Below are 18449 nucleotides of genomic sequence, written 5' to 3'. Positions count from 1 at the left end.
TCCGGTGGGAATCCAGCGTCGGCCGTCAGCGGCCCAGGACGACCTTGGTCTCCAGGTACTCCTGCATGCCGTCGGGGCCCCATTCGCGGCCGTTGCCCGACTCCTTGTAACCGCCCCAGGGCGCGGTCCAGTCGAACTCGGCGTTGTTGATGATCACGTAGCCCGCTTCGATCCGGGACGCGACGTCCGCGGCGTCCGCAAGATCGCTGCCGGTGACATAACCGGCGAGGCCGTACCGGGTGTCGTTGGCGATCTGGATAGCCTCGTCCACCGTGTCGTAGGTGATGATCGACATCACCGGGCCGAAGATCTCTTCCTGGGCGATGGTCATGTCGTTGGTGACCCCGGAGAACACCGTGGGCTTGACGAAGTGCCCGTTCTCCAGGCCATCCGGCTTGCCCAGGCCTCCGGTGAGCAGCCGGGCCCCCTCATCCAGGCCGGCCTGGATGTAGTGCTGGACGGTCCGCCACTGCTCGCCGGAGATCAGCGGGCCCATGTCGGTGCCCTCCGCGCGCGGGTCGCCGACCTGGAGCGCCTCCACCCGCGGGAGCAGCACGGACAGGAACTCCTCCAGCCGCTCGCGCGGCACCAGGGTCCGGCTCGGCGCACTGCAGATCTGGCCGGTGTTGGCCATCAGCCAGGTGAGCACCGTGTCGACTGCAACGTCCAGATCCGCATCAGGCATGATCACCTGCGGCGACTTGCCGCCGAGCTCGGTGGCCACGCGCTTGGCGCTCTTGGCCGCGGCGGCGTTCACCTGGAGCGCGGCCTCACCCGAGCCGGTGAAGGACACGACGGCGACGTCGGGGTGCGAGGCAAGCGCGTTTCCGATCACCGAGCCGCGGCCGGTGACGAGGTTGAAGACACCTGCGGGGACGCCGGCGGCCTCCAGGATCTCGGCCAGGACGACAGCCGAGTACGAAGCCAGCTGAGCCGGCTTGAGGACGACGGTGCAGCCCGCCGCGAGCGCCGAGGCGGTCTTGCCGGCCGGCTGAAGGGCGGGGAAGTTCCACGGAGTGATCAGAGCCGCCACGCCGATGGCTTCCTTGCGGATGTGGGTGGTGCCACGGTCTTCGGTAAACGCGAACGTCTTGAGCACCTGGGCAGCGGCCCGGAACTGGATCAGCCCGGCGGCAACGTGCATGGCACGGGACAGCGGCAGCGGACAGCCCAGCTCGGCGGTGACCGCCTGGGCCATGTCCTCGGCGCGCCGCTCGTACTCGTCGGCGATCCGCTCCAGCAGGTCGATACGCTCCTGGCGGGTGGTCCGGGAGAAAGAGGGGAATGCCCGGTTGGCCGCGGCGACCGCCAGGTCGACGTCGGCCTCGGCGCCGAGCGCCACCCGGCCGGACACCTCGCCGGTCGCGGGGTCGGTCAGATCGACGACTGAGCCGTCGAGGGGCTCGCGCCAGGCGCCGTCGATGTACAGCTTGGTGTAGTCACGCATGTTCTCTCCGTCAGAGTCGCGATTCGCCATGTGTCGGAGGCGGCCTTTCGTGTGCGAAGGCGCCTTGCGGAATCCATCGTCGTGACAGAGAGCCCTGGCATACAGGGAGGCCTTTTCCTGGGCATCGGTCCATGGGAAAACCAGGGGCCTTGTCCCAAGGCCGGGTAGTTAGCGAACGTCGGCTTATTGCAAGTGAGTTGGGGACCATGCTGCGGCGCCATAGAGGCCGGGGCCGATCTTGTGGATGAGTCCGTCGGCGGCCCAGCGGTTGAGTTGTCTGTACATGGTGTCCAGAGTGATGTCGCCGAAGTGAGTGGCGATGTCGCGGGGGCGCCACAGGCGGGCGGGGTCTTGCTGGAGCAGGGCCAGGATGCGGTGGCGGCGACGCGCGGCGGGGGCGGTGTGCCGATCATCCCGGGAGGTTGTGGGCAGCGCGGGCTGGGGATCCACTGGCTCAAGGACGGTGACGTCGAGGTGGGTGACGGTGCGGCTGGTGTCCGGTCGGCCGTCGTCGCGTCGCTCGCTGTATCGGGAGATTGGCGATTTGACCTTGCGGGTGCTGACCCGCGGTCGACGGGGCGGCAGGAGACGGGCCAGGACTCGGCGCCCGATCAGTCCGATGAGGCTGGCCGGTGCAGCATCTGCGGGGACGATGTCGGTGGCCTGGACAACTTGGTCGCGGGCAGTCTGGAAGGCGACGGTGAAGCAGCAGCGGTCCGGGTCGGTGCCCGGACGGGACTCGGCGGCGTCGATCATGATGGTTCGCAGCGCTTGGTAGAGCGTCAGCAGCGCCCACATCTCCTGCTCGACGCCGGCTGGGTCGCCTGAACGCAGCAGACGTCCACCCATGATCGTGTGACGCAGGGCGTAGTACGCCGATTCGTGTTCCCACCGCTGGTGGTAGAGGCCGGTCAGTGTGGCGGCGGGGTAGCGGCGAGCATCGGTGAGGGTGGTGGCCAGCCGGTAGGCGCCGGTGAAGACGGTGCCGTCCGCGCACGTCACCGTGATCTGCGCGTCGATGACCCGCACCCGCACGCCGCCGATGACGGACAGGTAGGAGCCGTCGGCGAGACGGGCCAGGACCGGGGTGCGCCGGTTGGCGCGCAGTCGGCCCAGCACCTGGGCGCGGGTCGCGGCGACCCGGGCAAGGAAGTCGTTGCTGTCGAACCCCTTGTCCCACAGCACCAGCATGTCCGGCCTCAGCAGGTGCAGCAGGCGTGCGGCATAGCTGGTCTCGCCCTCGGCGGTGGGCCCGAACACCGCACCGACAAGGGCCCGTGTCCCGGTCTCGACCAGCGTCATCAACTCCAGCGTGGGATAGCCGTGGTGGGACGTCCGCCCCAGCCAGGCACGGTTGCGTGCGGTGTCGGGAACCTTCTGCGAACTGCAGCCGTCGAACGACACTGTCCGGTACGGACCGAACCGCACGCCCGGAGTTGCCGGCCGGGCCAGCGGCCCCGCGAGTACGCCGAACAGCGCCCGCACCGGCGCGGCCCCCAGCCTGCGGCGCAGATCCCGCAGTGCCTTCGGAGTCGGCGTGACGACCGGCATCCCGGCCAGACCGGCCGTCAGCTTGTCCCACACCAGCCGGTAGCCGACCTCGGGGAACAAACACATCGCGAGCAGGAAGTAGACCCCGACCCGCGACGGCAGATCGCGCAGCCGTTGCTGCACCGTCCGCGTCTCCTCCAAGACCGCGTCGACGAGCTCGAACGGCACGACAGGGGTCAACTCCCCCAGATGACCAGGAGCGAACCGGCCCGCGGCCACAGTGACCGTACGGGTGATGGCTGTCAGAGTGGACGGCAGGACACAATGAAACGGCAACGGAGCTCCTCGGAGACAAGCTGTCTTGGTCGACTGCCTGTACCAACGAGCTCCGTTGCTCTCTGCCTAAAATGCGTCAACTACCTTGTGTGACCTGCGAGAACGCTAACTACCTGGCCTTGGGCCTTGTCCCCGAAGGGTGGACACCTGTTCGTGTCGTTATGCGGCAAGTGTCAGGGTAGCTGACTGCTGTTCGTAGGCGATCGGCGCCTGCTGTCCGTTCGCCGAGTGTCGTCGGCGGGTGTTGTAGCGCGTGGTCCAGCGGAAGACCGCCAAGCGGCAGGCGCGGGCGCGGTCGAAGCGGCGGGCACCGCGCAGTGTCTCGCGTTTGAGAGCGGCGTTGAACGATTCGGCCAACGCGTTGTCCGCCGAGGTGCCGACCGCTCCCATCGACTGCCGCACCCCCAACTCGGCGCATGCTTCGGCGAACTGACGGGAGGTGTACTGGGTGGATTCAACTGGTCGTCGCAACACCTGATCATGGAGGTGTTGCGTGGGAAGACCAGAGGGCTGGATGACGACGTTGACGGGGCGTCCGGCGATGCGTTCGCCGGGACGGCCTCCGATCCGCCGGGACGTGGAGCGAGCATTCTGGGTGAAGATCGCCGAAGGGCTGACCAGCGAGGACGCGGCGATCGCGTGCGGTGTGTCGGGGCCGGTCGGTTCACGGTGGTTCCGCGAGCGTGGCGGCATGCCGTCGATCCAGCTCAGCCCACCATCGGGCAGGTATCTGTCGTTCGAGGAACGTGAGGAGATCGCGCTACTCAAGGCCCAGGGCGAGGGGGTCCGCGAGATCGCGCGCCGGCTGAGCAGGTCGCCGTCGACCATCTCCCGGGAGCTGCGGCGCAACGCGGCCACACGCGGCGGACAGCTCAACTACCGTGCCTCGATCGCGCAGTGGAAGGCCGAGCTGGTGGCACGGCGCCCGAAGACACCGAAGCTGGTGGCCAACGAGCGGCTGCGCGAGTACGTGCAGGACCGGCTGGCCGGAGACATCCGCTTCCCGGACGGAACACCGGTAGCAGGGCCGCAGGAACCACAGTGGAAAGGGCGGAACAAGCCCCGGCGTCAGGACCGCCGGTGGGCAACGTCGTGGAGTCCGGAGCAGATCTCCAACCGGCTCAAGGCCGACTTCCCCGATGATGACTCCATGCGCATCTCACACGAGGCGATCTACCAGGCCCTCTACATCCAGGGACGCGGAGCACTCAAGCGCGAACTGGTCACCTGCCTGCGCACCGGACGTGCACTGCGTGTCCCGCGAGCACGCTCCCGCAAGCGCGCCAACGGCCACGTCACAGCCGACGTCATGATCAGCGAGCGGCCCGCTGAGGCCGAGGACCGCGCGGTCCCGGGCCACTGGGAGGGTGATCTCATCATCGGCACCGGCCGCTCCGCGATCGGCACGCTCGTGGAGCGCACAACCCGGTTCACCATGCTGCTACACCTGCCCCGGATGGACGGCTACGGCGTCGAGCCGCGGGTGAAGAACGGCCCGGCACTGGCCGGCCGCGGCGCCGAGGCCGTCAAAGACGCCATCGCCACCACGATCACCACGCTGCCCGAACAGCTGCGCCGCTCACTGACCTGGGACCGCGGCAAGGAGCTGGCCCAGCATGCCCAACTCCGCATCGACACCGGGCTGCAGGTCTACTTCGCCGACCCGCACAGCCCCTGGCAACGCGGCACGAACGAGAACACCAACGGACTCCTTCGGCAATACTTCCCCAAGGGCACGGACCTGTCGCGATGGCAGGCCGACGAACTCGAGGCCGTCGCTCTCGCACTCAACAACAGGCCCCGCAAAACCCGCGGTTGGAAGACACCCGCCGAAGCCCTCAACGAGCATCCACTATCGGTCCAGCAAGCCGGTGTTGCGACGACCGGTTGAGTCCGGGCTGCGCCCCGTGATCGCTGTGAAAAACGGCGCCGGCCAGGCTGCCCCGCGTCCGGGCGGCAGCCCGGAGCGCGTCAGTGACCAGCTCGGTGCGCATGTGGTCGGCGATTGACCAGCCCACCAGGCGGCGCGAGAAGCAGTAGATCACCGTCGCCAGATACAGGAACTCGCTGTCGCCCACAGGCAAGTACGTGATGTCCCCGACGTACTTGGTGTTCGGTGCGCTCGCGGTGAAGTCGCGCTGGAACAGGTCCGGCACCGGGGTGGCGGACGGTTCGGGCACGGTGGTGACCTGGCGCTTGCGCAGCCGCAGCCCGGCGATACCGAACTTCCGCATCACCCGCCCGACGCGCTTGTGGTTCACACGCTCGCCCTCGTCGCGTAGCTCGGAGGTGATCCGGGGGCGGCCGTAGGTGCCGTCCCACTCGGCGTGCACGGCCCGGATCCGCTCGGCAAGCACGACTTCGGCCCGCTCGCGCGCGGCACGGGCCTCACGGCCGGCCCGCCATTTGTAGAAGCTGGAGCGGGCGACCTCCAGCACGGCGCACAACCGCTTCACGCCCCAGGCGCGGTGGTGGTCCTCAATGAACTGGAAGCGGTTCAGGAGCCGTCAACTATCTACTGCCTGACTTGATGTTGCTTTCGTAGTCAGCGATCGCGTTCTGGAGGGCGTCGATCGTTCGGGGTGGGTGGGTTCGCCGGGGCTGGGTGATGGCTGCGGTGATGTCGGGGGCCGCGGCGAAGGCAAGCAGGGGCATGGTTCGGTGGGCGTGGTAGCTCAGGGTGTTGCGGTCCCGGCCGAGGAGTCGGGCCGTCAGAGTGAGGGTGACGGTGTCGCGGCGGCTCAGGACGGCGGCCAGGACGCGGTGGCGGTGGTCGAGGAAGCCGAAGCCGGGGTTGTAGCCGCGCCGATTGAGGCCCTTCCTCTTCTCCCGCTCCGCCTCGGCCAGGACCCGGCGACAGGGTTCGAGTTCCTCCACGAGCCGGTCGAACAGCTCGCGGCACATGCCGGTCAGGGCGGGGTGCGTGAGCAGGAAGGTGGCCTCGGCCGGGATCGGCGGTGCCTTCGCCCGGTCCGGCTCGGGTGGCGGTGCCATCTGGGGACCGTATGGGGCGATAGCGTAGTTCCACTCCCCGTGGAAGGCATCCCGCTGGATGCGCTGCAGGACCGCCTTGCGCTCGTCCTTGGTGAGCGTGCGGCCGGTGGGGTAGTCGTTCTCGTCGAGGGCGGCGTTGACGGTCAGGCCGGTGCTGGTGCGGGTGGCTGCGATGCTCTGGAGCAGGCCCTCGTAGCTGGTCAGGGACCGTCCGCGCAGGCTGTGGGTGATCCGGGAGAACAGGCGGTGCTCGATCTTGTTCCAGTGTGTCCTGAATGCAGAGGGAAATTCGATGTAGGACGAGTTGCTTGAAGCAGTGCTGCGTGACCGATGAAGGATTGGCCCTTCGAAGTCGCCCTGCGGGGGGAGGCTTCAAACCGCCTCATGCCGCGTTAGCCGAAGACTGTCGTGGTGAGCGATGAGGAAAAGGCGCCGTGCAGGCGTCAGGTGGGGATCAGGGAGACGAACGCAAGTGAATCGTTGCTGACGTGTCGAAAAGATTACCGACGACATCAAAACCGGGGAGCTTGGAACCGTCCCGGGATAAGCCTGGCGGGAGCCCGCCGACTGGCCAGGCGGTGTCCGGCATGGAGACGACGTGAACCTGATCTGCCGCGGTCATGTGGAACAGGAGAAGGCGCGTACCGATACAGCTCGTTCTGGTAGGGGCGGCGAGAGGGAGCACCCCGAGCGGTTGTGCCGTGAAGGGGCCGAGTACCGATGCGGAACGCGCCGGCGGACCGGCTCGTAGTAGTGGAGAAGCCCCTGTAATGGGGGTGGAGCGAAGGGGCCGGGTCGTCCGTGACTGTGTTGATCGCATCAACCGGACGGTGTCCGGGAGGAGTTCGGTGAGCCAGTTGAAGTCACAGGCCAAGCCGTTTGAGATTTCTAAGTGGGAAGTCAAGGAAGCATGGGAGGAAGTCAGGGCAAACAGGGGAGCACCGGGAGTGGACGGGCAGAGTATCGCCGACTTCGAGAAGGACCTGAAGAACAACCTCTACAAGGTCTGGAACAGGATGTCGTCAGGCTCCTACTTTCCTCCGCCGGTGCGTGCGGTGGCCATTCCTAAGCCGCATGGCGGCGGCGAGAGAATCCTCGGGATTCCCGCTGTCGCTGATCGTGTGGCTCAGACCGTCGTGGCCCGGCATTTGGTGCGACGGGTGGATCCTATTTTCCATCCGGACAGCTTCGGATACCGGCCCGGACGGTCCGCCTTGGATGCCGTGGAGAAGTGTCGGGAACGCAGCTGGAAACGGGACTGGGTAGTCGAGTTCGACATCTCCCAGTTCTTCGACAGTGTGCCCTGGGACCTCCTGGTCAAGGCGGTGGAAGCGCACACCGACGCCGTTTGGGTGAAGTTGTATGTGCGGCGGTGGCTTGCTGCCCCGCTCAAGATGCCCGACGGCACCCTGCTGGGGCGGGAGTGCGGGACGCCGCAAGGCGCTCTGGTTTCTCCCGTTTTGGCGAACCTGTTCCTGCACTACGCGTTCGACGTCTGGATGGCCCGGGAGTTCCCTGCTGTCTCGTTCGAACGCTATGCGGACGATGCGGTCGTGCACTGCGTCACCGAGCGCCAGGCCCGCCAGGTGCTGGCCGCGCTCTCGGAGAGGATGGCCGAGGTCGGGCTGCGTCTGCACCCGGCCAAGACCCGGATCGTGTACTGCCAGGACGGATTGCGGCGCGGCTCGTACGAGCACACGTCTTTCACGTTCCTGGGGTTCACGTTCCAACAGCGCCAAATGCGGGACAAGAACGGCCGCATCAGATGGTCGTTCCGTCCCGCGATCAGCAACGATGCCCTCAAACGACTCGGCGAGGAAGTCCGTTCCTGGCGGCTCCACCGGCGGGTCAACCTCACCGTGGAAGAACTCGCGCAGCGGATCAATCCGATCGTCGCGGGCTGGATGCAGTACTACGGCCGGTTCTACCGATCGGCCCTGTATCCGCTCCTGATGCGCATCAACGCCTACCTGGTGCGCTGGCTCCGCAACAAGTACAGACGGTTTCGCGCGATGAGGAAGGCCATAGCGGCCCTCCAGAGGGCAGCCAAGCGCCGCCCGGGGATGTTCGCGCAGTGGAGGTGGGTCAGTTCCCCCTCCTTGGCCTGGTGATCAGGACGACAAGAGCCGTATGACGAGAGATCGTCACGTACGGATCTGTGGGAGCCGGAGGGTGCGAATCCCTCCGGCTACCCGACCTTCGATGTTCCGGGTCAATGCCGTTGCTTGCGTGTGGCAAGCAGTTCGCGGTGACGTTGCAGGAGCGCGGTCGTTGGACCCGGTATGCATCCGTGGGTGGGGTTATCCGATCATGTGCGGCTGGGGGTGGTGACCCGATGGGTGACTCCAGAGCTCGTCGCTGAGGTGCTGGAGAAATGCAGAATTCGCGACAAGAAGTCCGGTGCCCTGCCGGCCGGGTTCATGGTCTACTTCACGCTCGCCCTGGCCTTGTTTCAGCAGGACTCCTACGACGACGTCGCGGAGCAACTGGTCGGCGACCTTCCGGAGTTGAGTGGGAGCATCCCCAACAAGTCCTCGTTTACGAGGGCGCGCAGGCGCCTGGGGCCGCTGGTCTTGGAAACGATGTTCCGTGAGCTGGCTGGCCCGTTGGCTCCTGTCGGTTTGAAGAGCGCCTTTTATCGCGGGATGCGTCTGGCTGCGGTGGACGGGTTTGTGCTGGATGTGCCGGATACGACGGCTAATCGGGCCGCGTTCGGCGGGCCAGTCAAGAACGGCCAGCCCGCGGGTTTCCCGCAAGCGAGGGTCGTGACGCTGACCGAGTGCGGCACGCACGCGCAGATCGACGCGGCGGTGGGCGGGTTCAACGGCGGTGAGCCGGAGTTGGCGATCAAAATGGCCGACTCGGCCGCCGGGATGCTGGTCATCATGGATCGGGGCTTTCCCGGGGTGGCGTTGTGGAAGGCATACACCGGGGCTGAGGCGCATCTGCTGATCCGGGCGCGTTCGAGCGTCGCGGCTCGTCCGGTCGAGCACCTGCCCGATGGCACCTACCTGGCGAGGATGAACCTGGCCGGGCAGAAAGGCGCGCACCCCGGCGGCGTGCTGGTCCGGGTGATCGAGTATCGCGTCGACAGCGGCGAGGTGGTCAGGTTGTTGACCGATCTGATGGACCCGGTCGCTTATCCGGCCGCGGAGTTGGCAGGGCTTTACCATGCGAGATGGGAGGCGGAGTCGGCGTTCCGACAGATCAAGACGTTCCGGCGCGGGCCGGTCGAGGTACTGCGCTCGGGCGACCCGGATCTGGTGCGTCAGGAGGTCTGGGCGCACCTGGCTGTGCACCACTGCCTCACGCAGGTCATCGTAGGTCTGGCCGACGACAACGGGATCGATCCGGACCGGGTCTCGTTCGTCAAGGTCCTCAAGCACGCGCGGCGCAGCGTGGTCCGCCAATGCTCGGACACACCCACGAAGATCAAAGAGTTCCTGGTCGCCCTGGCAGCGAAGGTGCATCGGAAGCTCGACAACGGCGTCAGGCGCCTGCGCGAAGCGGACCGACACCTGAAGCGCCCGGATTCCAAGTACTCCTCGAAGCTCTCCTACCGGATCAACACCCGGGACCGGCGACCGACTCGGCGGATCACCGCCAAGGTCATCACGTTGCAGCCCTCGATAGTTCAGTAGTCAAGCAACGGCATTGTGTTCCGGGTGGAAAGTGCAGGACGGTGATGGTCAGTCCGCACTCGTCGGCGAGGGCGGCCAGGTCCTTCTTGAACAGGTGGGAGTCGGCGGAGTTCGCCCCGCCGGAGTCGGCGGTGATCAGCAGCCGGGATGCGTCTGGGTAGTCCTGCTGGCCCTGTTGGTGGGTCTTCGAAGTTGAGCGGTGCGCTGGTTCGGTTTGCTGACACGGCGTCACGCTCCGTGTTGGGTCGGGCTGCTTGGCCCTGGACGCAAGGTGCCCGTGGCCTGCGTGATCATTTCTGTTCTCTACGCAGAACGATCATGCAGGAGCCACGGGCTTGCTCAACGATACGACGTTGCTGCTCGACCTTGACGGGGTGTCCGTCGTCCGGGTCGAGCGGCTGGCGGACGGGACACGCCGGGTCCACCTGGCCACGGCCGATGACAGGGCCCGGGCGTGCCCGGCCTGCGGGGTGTTCGCCACCAGGGTGAAGGGCTCGGCGGTGACGCGGCCCCGCGATCTGCCGTACGGCGAGAGCGGACTGGAGTTCCGCTGGCACAAGCGCCGCTGGTGGTGCCGGGAGGCCGGCTGCCCGCGCCGGTCCTTCACCGAGCAGATCCCGCAGCTACCGGCCGGCGCACGGATCACCATGCGACTGCGCGGTGCCGCCGGGCGGCGAATACGCGACGCCGCCTCCACCGTCATCCAGGCCGCCCGGGATCTGCGTCTGTCCTGGCCGACCGTGATGGACGCCTTCCGCGCCGTCGCACGCGAGGTCACCGAGGCCCCGCTGCCCGAGGTGAAGGTGCTGGGCATCGACGAGACCCGGCGCGGACGGCCGCGCTGGGAACAGGACCCCGCCACGGGCAAGTGGATGCTGACGCGCGATCGGTGGCACACGGGGTTCACCGACGCGCTCGGCACCGGCGGCCTGCTCGGCCAGGTCGAGGGCCGCACCGTCGCCGATGTGCTCGCCTGGCTCGCCGCCACCCCGCTGACCTGGAGAAAGAGCATCGAGTACGTGACCATCGACATGTCGGCCACCTACCGCGCCGCCGTCCGCACCGGTCTCCCGCAGGCCACCGTCGTGGTCGACCACTTCCACGTCGTCCAGCTCGCCAACAAGATGCTGTCCATGGTCCGGCGCCGCACCACCGCCGAGATGCGCGGCCGACGCGGACGCGCCAGTGACCCGGAATGGAAAGCCAGGCGGCGCCTGCTGCGCAACCGCGAGGACCTCACCGACGAGCAGTTCGCCACGATGTGGAACACGCTGCTGGGCGAGGGGACGATCGGCCAGACCCTGTTGACGGCATGGATCGCCAAGGAGAACCTGCGCAACCTCCTCGCCTTGGCGAGAACCGGCGCCGACCGCCACCAAGACGGCCACGCCCGCTGGAAATTCCTCACGTGGTGCGCGGACTCCGACATCCCCGAGGTGCGGCAGCTCGCCGTCACCGTCGACCGCTGGTGGGCCGAGATCGCCGCATTCATCGACACCGGACACAGCAACGCCAAGAGCGAGGGCATCAACCGCGTGATCAAGCTCGTCGCCCGCAACGCGTTCGGCCTTCGCGATGCCGACAACCAACGGCTACGGACCCGCTGCGTCACCACCCGCCGGGCCCGCGGACACCTCCGCACCGCTCAACTTTGAAGACCCCTGTTGGTTCCACCAGCGGCGGATGGACTCCACTGCGAAGGCCGCGGTGTTGCGGTCGGTGCCCACGTTCACCCAGCCGGTGTCCTGTCCCAGGTCGTAGACGCCGTACGGGATCGCAATCGGGGTGTCGGGGTCCACGAAGTCGTGGTCCGGTGCCGTGATCGGCGCCCCCCTTGGGGCGGTAGGTGCGGCCCGCCCGGGCGAAGCCGCCGATCGGCTCCTTCTTCTTCGCATCCACGCTCACTACCGGCAGACCTTGGGCCAGAAACCGCTCGGCCGTGGCGTTGATGTGCCGGAACTGAGCGTCGCGGTCGAGGACATGGCTGTTGAGCGACGCTGAAGATGTGCACGAAGGCGACGTTCTGGTTGTCGACGGGACGAGGTGAAACGACCCCGGCGGCCGTCAGGCCGCCGGGGTCGTCGTGAACGTGGTGTCGCTTTCGTCGTCACTCTGTCGCGTGCGTCTCGGTGATGGCGACGCGGGTGGAGGACTCGTCGACGATGCCTTTCTCCTCGGTGAAGGCGGCGATGAGGGACTGCCAGGCGATGTTGTTGACCGAGCGGGGCAGGCCGCGGCTGGGGAGGTGGATCAGGTCGACGGCATCGTCGGAGAACAGGGTGTCCTGCCGTCCGGCGATAGTCAGGTGGTGCTTGATGTAGCTGGCGGTCTCCTCCTTCGTCATGGTCGGCATCTGGTAGCTGATCGCGATCCGCTGGTCCAGCGCCGCCAGGACGCCGTGCTTCATCCGTTTCCGCAGCGTGGGCTGGCCGATCAGCAACACCGCGAACGGCGTCGTGGAGTCCATCTCGTAGTTGGTCAGCATGCGGATCGCGTCCAGCTCGTGGTGGTCGAGCAGGTGCGACTCGTCGATCACGACGGCCGGTGTCCGGCCCCGCTCATTGACTTCGGCGGCCAGCGCTGCGGACGCCTGAACTGCCAGAGCGGCCAAATGGAACTTCGGAGTGCCGCCGAGGCTGGTGACGATGCGGTCATAGAGGCCGCGCATGCCCACCTCCGGGTTGGGCTGGTAGATCACCGTGAACCGGGCCGGGTCCAGCGACGAGACAGCGCCCTTGAGGGCGACCGTCTTGCCGGAGCCGACCTCGCCGGTCACCACGCCGATCGCCCGGTTGTTGATGCACCACGCGATGCGGGCCGCTGCCTCCCGGTGAGAGTGGTGCTGGTGCAGCATGGACGGGGCCAGATCTCGGCCGAAGGGGATGCGGGTGAACCCGTAGTACCCCTGAACGCGGTCGATCATCGCTGCCCCCGTCCGTCGTCCAGTAGGGACGAGTAGTTGATGCCCTTCGCGGTGTTCGCCGTGTGTGTTTCGTCGAGGATCTTCAGGTAGTCGATCCCGGTCGACGGCGCCGGCTCCGCCGGTGTCTCCGGACTCGCCTTCGGATGCGTGTGACGACCCACCCGGTGCGGGACCGCCTTCCCCGCCGTCTTGCCCGACGCCCTTACCTCGATCTCGGTCAGGTCGAACGGGTCGAAGACCAGCTCCACTCTCATCCCGGTCAGCATCGGGTCGACCTCGTAGGTGTTGCCGTGCAGGCTGACCGTCACGGTCTTCGTCACCGTCCGGAATTCCGACCACAGAAACGCCTCCCGAAGATCAGCGGGGCTGGGCAGCGGCAGCGGCTTGGGAATCGAACCCAGCCAGCGTTCGATCGGAGGCTGCCCGGTCTCCGAGTGCACCGTGCGGTGATAGACCGTCTCCACCCACGCGGTGAACAGCCTGTTCAGCTCGGCGAGATGCTCGATATGGCCGACTCGTTCCTCGTCGAGTTCGACGAGGAACTGGTCCCTGACCGTGCGGAAGAACCGTTCGATTTTCCCTCTGCCCTGCGGCCGTCCGGGCTTGGAATGGGTGAGCCGGATCGCCAGGGACGCGCAAGCCCTCAGCAGCCACGTGTCCACGAACGCAGACCCGTTGTCGACATAGATCGACTCCGGGACGCCGCGGGCCGACAGCGCCGGCCGCAGGGCAGCGGCGAGGCGGACGGTGTCCTCGGCGAACCCGAACCGGTGCCCCACGATCGCCCGGCTGTGGTCGTCGATAAGAAGCCGTATCTCTATCGATCGTGAGGGCGGTTCTGATCGAACACGGTGCTTGGTCGGGTGATCTCGGCCGGGTGGATGCATGAGTACAGGGCCCCTTGGTAGCTCGGGTTTGCGACCACTCGAGTGCCAGGAGGCCCTGTTGTTCCAGTCTTGCGTGACGGTCCCCGTCTCGTCCAACTCCCGGGTTTCGGCGTGTGATTGTCTCGCGCACAGGTTCGGAAACGCGGCCGACCGCCCGGAGAGGGTGCCGGTGTATCCGTCGGACATGACGGACGCGGAGTGGGCAGTGGTGCGGGACGCGATGCCGGTGCCGGCCTGGCTGGAGGGCCGCGGCGGGCAGCCGGAGGGCTACTGCCACCGCGTGATGCTGGATGCGATCCGGTACGTCACCGACAACGGCATCAAGTGGCGCTCTATGCCAGCCGACTTCCCTGCCTGGGACCGGGTGTATGCCTTCTTCCGCAGGTGGCGGGAGCACGGCCTGGTCAAGGAGTTCCACGACCGGCTGCGCGGCCGGGCCCGCGAGGCCGAGGGCCGCGAGGCGGAGCCGACCGCGGCGGTCATCGACTCGCAGTCGGTCAAGGGCGCCGCTTCGGTGCCCGCCGCCACGCGCGGCTATGACGGCGGCAAGAAGGTCAACGGAAGGCGCCGGCACGTCATCACGGACTGCCTGGGCCTGCTGCTGATGGTGCTGGTGTGTGCCGCCGACGTCACCGACCGTCAGGCCGCCCGCGTCATGCTGCCCCGCCTGCGGGCACGGTTCCACAAGATCACGCTGGTGTGGGCCGACGGCGGCTACACCGGCCACCTGGTCGCCTGGGCGAAGGAGAAACTCCAGCTCACGCTGCAGATCGTCAAACGCAGCGATGACATGAAGGGGTTCGTGGTACTCCCGAGACGCTGGGTAGTAGAACGCACGCTGGGGTGGCTGATGCGCTCGCGCCGCCTGGTGCGGGACTTCGAGACACTGCCCGCCAGCAGCGAGGCGTTCATCTACTTCTCGCAGGCCATGCTCATGAGCCGGCGCCTCGCCCGCCCGGCTTCCCGGCGGCGGCCCGAACAGTCGCGGTGGGCCGCCGCGGCGTGAACCGTCCGGACGGCGACACGGCCAGCCAGCCCCGCTCGGCCAGGCGCCTCGCCTTGGACCGCACCCCCTCGATCTTCGCCGGCACCAACTCCAGCTCCAGCCCGGACGCGATCTCCTTCGCCGACACCCCCTCACCGCCTTCCGGACCGGACTCCACCAGCTCCACGATCCGCCGGTAATCCGGCGCGAGCGCCTCCACCGTCATCCCGTCCGCGAAGTGCGACACGATCGACCCCGCGACCGGGACCCTCACCACTTTGGCCACCGGCACCGGCTCCGGCGCCTCCTCCACGGCCGCATCCACCGCATCACCGGGGGCGGCCAGGGCCTCGGCCAGCTCCACACGAGCGATCGCCCGACGTTCCAACACCGCCTCGGCCACGGCGAGTTCAGACAGGATCCGGTCCGCCTCCGCCTGAAGCTCCTCCACCCGCACCCGGGCAGCGGCCTCCCGCTCCTCCAGCAAACCCATCACCGACGCCACCGGCCACCTCCGCATCGTCGAGGACGAACTGATCGCCCGAACGCTCCCACAACGACGCCGGAACCATGCCGGAGCAGCGGAAACTCAGTGATCACATCCGGTAAGACAACGGCTTCTAAAAGCGAACAAGTACGTCTTCCGCCCGCCGATCTTCGGCCCGTGCAGGGCGTCGCCGGTCCACAACTCGTTGCCCCTCGTGGCCTCGAACCGGCCGAACACGCCCTTATCGCCGCTGATGCCGGTCAGCCCGGCAGTGACGAAGTGCCGCTGGAGCGTGCGCTCGGTCGGCGACCACCCCTGCGTGGTCCGCAGGATCCTCTGAATCTGAGCGGCCGTCCGGGCGGGGTTCTCCCGTTTCAGCGCAGCCGCCAGCTCCAGCACCTCCGGCGGCGTCCTCGGGACCGCCTTGCGCGGCTCTGGAACCAGCGCGGCGAACCCGCCGCGGCGGTAATCGCGGGTCCAGCGGTCGACCGTGCCCCGCGAGACACGTACTTGCCGGCCGAACGGATCGGTGTGTTCCTTGTCCGCCAACTCCTGTGCCAGACGGCCGCGTTCGCGGGTCGTCAGGCTCGCATCCAGCAGGTCCTGGATCAGGGAATAGCTCGCTCGATGCCATGCGCGGACTCTCCTCGCATTTCGATCAACGTCCGTCCCTGTCGCGGACGGACATGATCAAGACTTCCGGCGCCTCCGATCGCCGCCCAGGGGCGACCCGTGTTGATCAACTAGCTCAAGAGGTGCAGGTCAGCACCCGGCCGTCTATCACCCGGCCCGCGAAGGCCCATCGCGACACCGTGTTCATCTCCGGCCACTTCATCGCGGCCGCCCGATGGGCGGCCGCGATGGCCGAGACGGCATCCGACAGCGGCGTCCCCGCCTGCTCGGGCATCACCGGATCGTCCGCGAGCGCAACCAGGGCGACGGTGAAGTACCGGCGCACCTCCTCCGACCGCCGCCGGAACCGGCGGATCCAGCCGCGGACGGTGTCCTCCGCCCTGCCCAGATGGGCGGCGACCTGACGGTGCCCCATGCCCAGGGCCGCTATCTCCAGCCCGGCCCCGATCACCTCGGCCGCATCCATCCGCCGAGGCCACAACACCTCCGGCAGCAGCAGATGCGTGACCTGGCAGCCCGTGCAGCGCGAGCGACGAGGGCGTACGAACCAGCGAGCCTCGAGATCGCCGCGAACTTCCCGCGGCCGGCCATACCCCCACGGCGCAAGCACGCCCCCACACGCCGGACACGTCAACTCACCAGCCCGCAGCTGGCGTTCCACCCGAACGACGTCGGTGTCGACGATGAGCACCCCGCACCTCCGCCTGCCTCACAACGCCGTCAATCTCCCCGGAAAGATCAACGATCATGTGCGGCCAGGCGGCAGAGGTGCCGCACTATGGGAGATCCGTCGGGCCATAAAGAGCAGCCTCGGCTTCCGTGGCCAGGGCCCAGTACCGGTCCCCGAATGACCAGTGCCACCACTCTGTTGGATAGTTCACGAAACCGGCAGCGGCCAGTGCGCCTGCCAGAATCCCCCGATGACCGCGGGCTTCATCGCTGATGTTGTCGGCACAGGTGTAGCAGGCCCCCGCGCTCTCTTCCGGACTCGCATCCACGGCGGTCCCCAGATCAAGCTCATGACCTGCGGCATCAGCGAGCGTCAGATCAACAGCTGCCCCCGCACTGTGCGGTGCGATCTCGGGCGGGGACACGAAACGACTCGCCGCCGAGCGGATCTCCTCGGCGGACCAGTCAGGATGGGCAGCCCTCAACTCAGCCGCATACCCATCGAAGTAATGCCGCTGCAAGGCCGGCGGCCGATACCCCTCGACGAAGAGCAGTCGGAACCCCTCAGGAAGGCATGCCTGCGCCTTCACCAGCCGGTCAAGAACCCCCTCCCGCAGGTGGGCGAACGCCCCGGAAGCCTCCCGGGCCCGCTCGTCGACCAGCACCTGACCGCAGCGGCGTACGTCCACAAGCCACTCGCCGCATTCCCGAACCGGTACGGCCGCCACCATCGGATCAGACATCAAGATGATCTCACTCATAAGGCGATCATCTCGAAGAGCGCTCAGCCCCTGCACGGCAGCTTCATGTCCACCATGTCGTCGCACACGAAACCAGCCAAGACAGAGCCTCTCCAGCCGATGCCATCGTCATCCAGCGTGTCGCGACAGGCCCTGTTCCTGCTCATCCAGAGCGTCGTCCAACACCTGACCGCTGACCTCGAAGCCGTGATCGCCGGACTGACCCTGCACTGGAGCTCTGGCGGCACCGAGGGCGCCGTGACACGCGTGAAAAAGATCAAGAGGCAGCTCTATGGCCGCGCCGGATTCGAACTACTCCGCAAGATGATCCTGCTCCAGTGACCCTCCGCGACCGCTCCCCAAGATCTGTGCCAGAGCCCGCTGAACGCCGCCCTAGCCAGGCCTGGAGTTCGTCTACGAGCACCGCCAAGGCCTGGGCGTTCGCTACGGCTGCCTCCGTTGTGCGGCTGAGCTGGGGCTCGTTGAGGAGAGCGAATGGACCCGGCTTGCTCGGCTCACTGCCTTCGTCCGCGACCAGCGACAGGTTATGGCGCATGCTCCCGGATTCGGTCTCCTGCCACAGCGTGCGGCTGAAGCGCATGCGTACCGGAGTGTCGCTGACTCCTCGGCGAATGACGTCGTAGTACGTCTCGCCACGAGCAACGACCAACTCCTCCAGTTGCTGATTCGCTTCTCCGGCAGTCTCCGTGACGAAGCTCAAGACCAGGGTTCCCTCGTCGGTCCACTCCTTGTACGCGGTCGTTGCGAGGGTGAGTCCGCCGATCTCCACTGCGGATGCGTTGAGATCCTCAGCTTCCTGCAGTTCCAGGTTGTAGGTGTGCACGTCCGGACGCGCTCCGACGGTGTAGGAGTAGCGGCTGTCGGAGACCGACCAGTTCGTATCGGCACCTTGCAGAGGATGCCCCTCGTCTCCTGTGGCAGCCTTCAGAAGCCGTCTCTCAACCGAACGTGATCGGTTGATCCTTGCTGGTCAGGAATGGTTTCGCTCGGGGTGAGGGAGGGATGCGGCGTCTTGTGTCCGCTTCATGACCGAGGGGTGCGCGGTGGCGTCGGTGCTGGGAATGCTGGAGGAGCGGGAGGCGGCTGCCCGTGTGCGGGTGGAGGGTCTGCGGGAGGAAGCCGCTCGGCTGGCTGAGGTGTTGGAGGCCGCGGAGATCGAGCTGGACCGGCGGGTGATCGCGCGGGAGGAGCTGCT

General features: G+C 67.3%; 15 protein-coding genes and 5 pseudogenes. 6 read left to right on the top strand and 14 right to left on the bottom strand.

Going from position 1 to position 18449, the window contains the following annotated elements; genetic code table 11:
* Window positions 1-25: 25 nt before the first annotated feature.
* The 3 genes and pseudogenes from ACKTSN_RS00105 to ACKTSN_RS00095 all read right to left on the bottom strand — a co-directional run.
* Window positions 26-1447 (bottom strand): aldehyde dehydrogenase family protein, encoded by a 1422-nt coding sequence (locus ACKTSN_RS00105; RefSeq protein ID WP_409467185.1) that lies wholly within the window; start codon window positions 1445-1447, stop codon window positions 26-28.
* A gap of 183 nt (window positions 1448-1630) precedes the next feature.
* The gene (locus ACKTSN_RS00100) at window positions 1631-3217 is read right to left on the bottom strand and encodes an IS4 family transposase (protein ID WP_409474688.1); all 1587 of its coding nucleotides are present in this window, start codon (window positions 3215-3217) and stop codon (window positions 1631-1633) included.
* 216 nt (window positions 3218-3433) lie between these two features.
* Window positions 3434-3721: pseudogene (locus tag ACKTSN_RS00095) on the bottom strand (integrase core domain-containing protein); the annotation flags it as partial.
* A 67-nt stretch (window positions 3722-3788) separates the two neighbouring features.
* Here ACKTSN_RS00095 and ACKTSN_RS00090 point away from each other — a divergent pair.
* Entirely contained in the window at window positions 3789-5165 is a 1377-nt protein-coding gene (locus ACKTSN_RS00090; protein WP_409474687.1) for an IS30 family transposase, read from the top strand.
* A 7-nt stretch (window positions 5166-5172) separates the two neighbouring features.
* On the opposite strand, the pseudogene ACKTSN_RS00085 reads toward ACKTSN_RS00090, so the two are convergent.
* A pseudogene (locus tag ACKTSN_RS00085) lies at window positions 5173-5778 on the bottom strand (IS3 family transposase); the annotation flags it as partial.
* Window positions 5779-5785: 7 nt separating this feature from the next.
* Window positions 5786-6535: pseudogene (locus ACKTSN_RS47500) on the bottom strand (ISAzo13-like element transposase-related protein); the annotation flags it as partial.
* Window positions 6536-7116: 581 nt separating this feature from the next.
* Here ACKTSN_RS47500 and ltrA point away from each other — a divergent pair.
* Together ltrA and ACKTSN_RS00065 are read left to right on the top strand one after the other, a co-directional pair.
* Window positions 7117-8379 (top strand): group II intron reverse transcriptase/maturase, encoded by a 1263-nt coding sequence (ltrA, locus tag ACKTSN_RS00070; protein WP_409467183.1) that lies wholly within the window; start codon window positions 7117-7119, stop codon window positions 8377-8379.
* A 183-nt stretch (window positions 8380-8562) separates the two neighbouring features.
* Entirely contained in the window at window positions 8563-9909 is a 1347-nt protein-coding gene (locus tag ACKTSN_RS00065; protein WP_409467182.1) for an IS4 family transposase, read from the top strand.
* Window positions 9910-9925: 16 nt separating this feature from the next.
* Here the strand turns inward: ACKTSN_RS00065 and ACKTSN_RS00060 are convergent.
* A pseudogene (locus ACKTSN_RS00060) lies at window positions 9926-10090 on the bottom strand (ISAzo13-like element transposase-related protein); the annotation flags it as partial.
* 154 nt (window positions 10091-10244) lie between these two features.
* Here ACKTSN_RS00060 and ACKTSN_RS00055 point away from each other — a divergent pair.
* A complete protein-coding gene (locus tag ACKTSN_RS00055) occupies window positions 10245-11564 on the top strand; it encodes an ISL3 family transposase (RefSeq protein WP_409467181.1) in 1320 nt (439 codons plus the stop codon).
* On the opposite strand, the pseudogene ACKTSN_RS00050 reads toward ACKTSN_RS00055, so the two are convergent.
* From ACKTSN_RS00050 to ACKTSN_RS00040, 3 genes and pseudogenes are all read right to left on the bottom strand, one after another.
* Window positions 11564-11895, bottom strand: a pseudogene (locus ACKTSN_RS00050) (ISAzo13-like element transposase-related protein); the annotation flags it as partial. The gene ACKTSN_RS00055 and the pseudogene ACKTSN_RS00050 overlap by 1 nt on opposite strands.
* A gap of 121 nt (window positions 11896-12016) precedes the next feature.
* Complete coding sequence (locus ACKTSN_RS00045) at window positions 12017-12832, bottom strand: ExeA family protein (protein WP_409467179.1); 816 nt, start codon at window positions 12830-12832, stop codon at window positions 12017-12019.
* Window positions 12829-13719, bottom strand: coding sequence for a DDE-type integrase/transposase/recombinase (locus tag ACKTSN_RS00040; protein WP_409467178.1), 891 nt, complete (start codon window positions 13717-13719; stop codon window positions 12829-12831). Before ACKTSN_RS00040 ends, ACKTSN_RS00045 begins: the two co-directional genes overlap by 4 nt.
* Window positions 13720-13903: 184 nt before the next feature.
* On the opposite strand from ACKTSN_RS00040, the gene ACKTSN_RS00035 reads away from it, so the two are divergent.
* Entirely contained in the window at window positions 13904-14725 is an 822-nt protein-coding gene (locus ACKTSN_RS00035) for an IS5 family transposase (protein ID WP_409467177.1), read from the top strand.
* Here the strand turns inward: ACKTSN_RS00035 and ACKTSN_RS00030 are convergent.
* From ACKTSN_RS00030 to ACKTSN_RS00015, 4 genes are all read right to left on the bottom strand, one after another.
* Complete coding sequence (locus tag ACKTSN_RS00030) at window positions 14652-15209, bottom strand: hypothetical protein (RefSeq protein WP_409467176.1); 558 nt, start codon at window positions 15207-15209, stop codon at window positions 14652-14654. The genes ACKTSN_RS00035 and ACKTSN_RS00030 overlap by 74 nt on opposite strands.
* 84 nt (window positions 15210-15293) lie before the next feature.
* Window positions 15294-15752: a helix-turn-helix domain-containing protein gene (locus ACKTSN_RS00025; RefSeq protein WP_409474686.1), complete on the bottom strand. Its 459-nt coding sequence runs from the start codon at window positions 15750-15752 to the stop codon at window positions 15294-15296.
* 187 nt (window positions 15753-15939) lie between these two features.
* Window positions 15940-16485 carry a DUF6431 domain-containing protein gene (locus ACKTSN_RS00020; RefSeq protein ID WP_409474685.1) on the bottom strand — a complete coding sequence of 182 codons (546 nt, stop codon included), beginning with the start codon at window positions 16483-16485 and terminating at the stop codon, window positions 15940-15942.
* Window positions 16486-16600: 115 nt separating this feature from the next.
* Window positions 16601-17254, bottom strand: coding sequence for a M15 family metallopeptidase (locus ACKTSN_RS00015; protein WP_409467175.1), 654 nt, complete (start codon window positions 17252-17254; stop codon window positions 16601-16603).
* Between the two features lie 117 nt (window positions 17255-17371).
* On the opposite strand from ACKTSN_RS00015, the gene ACKTSN_RS00010 reads away from it, so the two are divergent.
* A complete protein-coding gene (locus tag ACKTSN_RS00010; protein ID WP_409467174.1) occupies window positions 17372-17575 on the top strand; it encodes a hypothetical protein in 204 nt (67 codons plus the stop codon).
* Here the strand turns inward: ACKTSN_RS00010 and ACKTSN_RS00005 are convergent.
* The gene (locus ACKTSN_RS00005) at window positions 17511-18077 is read right to left on the bottom strand and encodes a hypothetical protein (protein ID WP_409467173.1); all 567 of its coding nucleotides are present in this window, start codon (window positions 18075-18077) and stop codon (window positions 17511-17513) included. The genes ACKTSN_RS00010 and ACKTSN_RS00005 overlap by 65 nt on opposite strands.
* Between the last annotated feature and the right edge of the window lie 372 nt (window positions 18078-18449).

The organism is Streptomyces flavusporus, from assembly GCF_046267975.1.
GTDB lineage: Bacteria > Actinomycetota > Actinomycetes > Streptomycetales > Streptomycetaceae > Streptomyces > Streptomyces flavusporus.
The sequence above is the reverse complement of the archived record's forward strand: the minus strand, read 5'-3'. Positions and strand labels throughout refer to the sequence as shown.

Bases quoted from the DNA above. Each gene is read 5' to 3' on its own strand.
- ACKTSN_RS00015 (WP_409467175.1), bottom strand. From the start codon at position 17,254: ATGAGTGAGATCATCTTGATGTCTGATCCGATGGTGGCGGCCGTACCG.
- ACKTSN_RS00105 (WP_409467185.1), bottom strand. From the start codon at position 1,447: ATGCGTGACTACACCAAGCTGTACATCGACGGCGCCTGGCGCGAGCCC.
- ACKTSN_RS00090 (WP_409474687.1), top strand. From the start codon at position 3,789: ATGACGACGTTGACGGGGCGTCCGGCGATGCGTTCGCCGGGACGGCCT.
- ACKTSN_RS00040 (WP_409467178.1), bottom strand. From the start codon at position 13,719: ATGCATCCACCCGGCCGAGATCACCCGACCAAGCACCGTGTTCGATCA.
- ACKTSN_RS00045 (WP_409467179.1), bottom strand. From the start codon at position 12,832: ATGATCGACCGCGTTCAGGGGTACTACGGGTTCACCCGCATCCCCTTC.
- ACKTSN_RS00035 (WP_409467177.1), top strand. From the start codon at position 13,904: ATGACGGACGCGGAGTGGGCAGTGGTGCGGGACGCGATGCCGGTGCCG.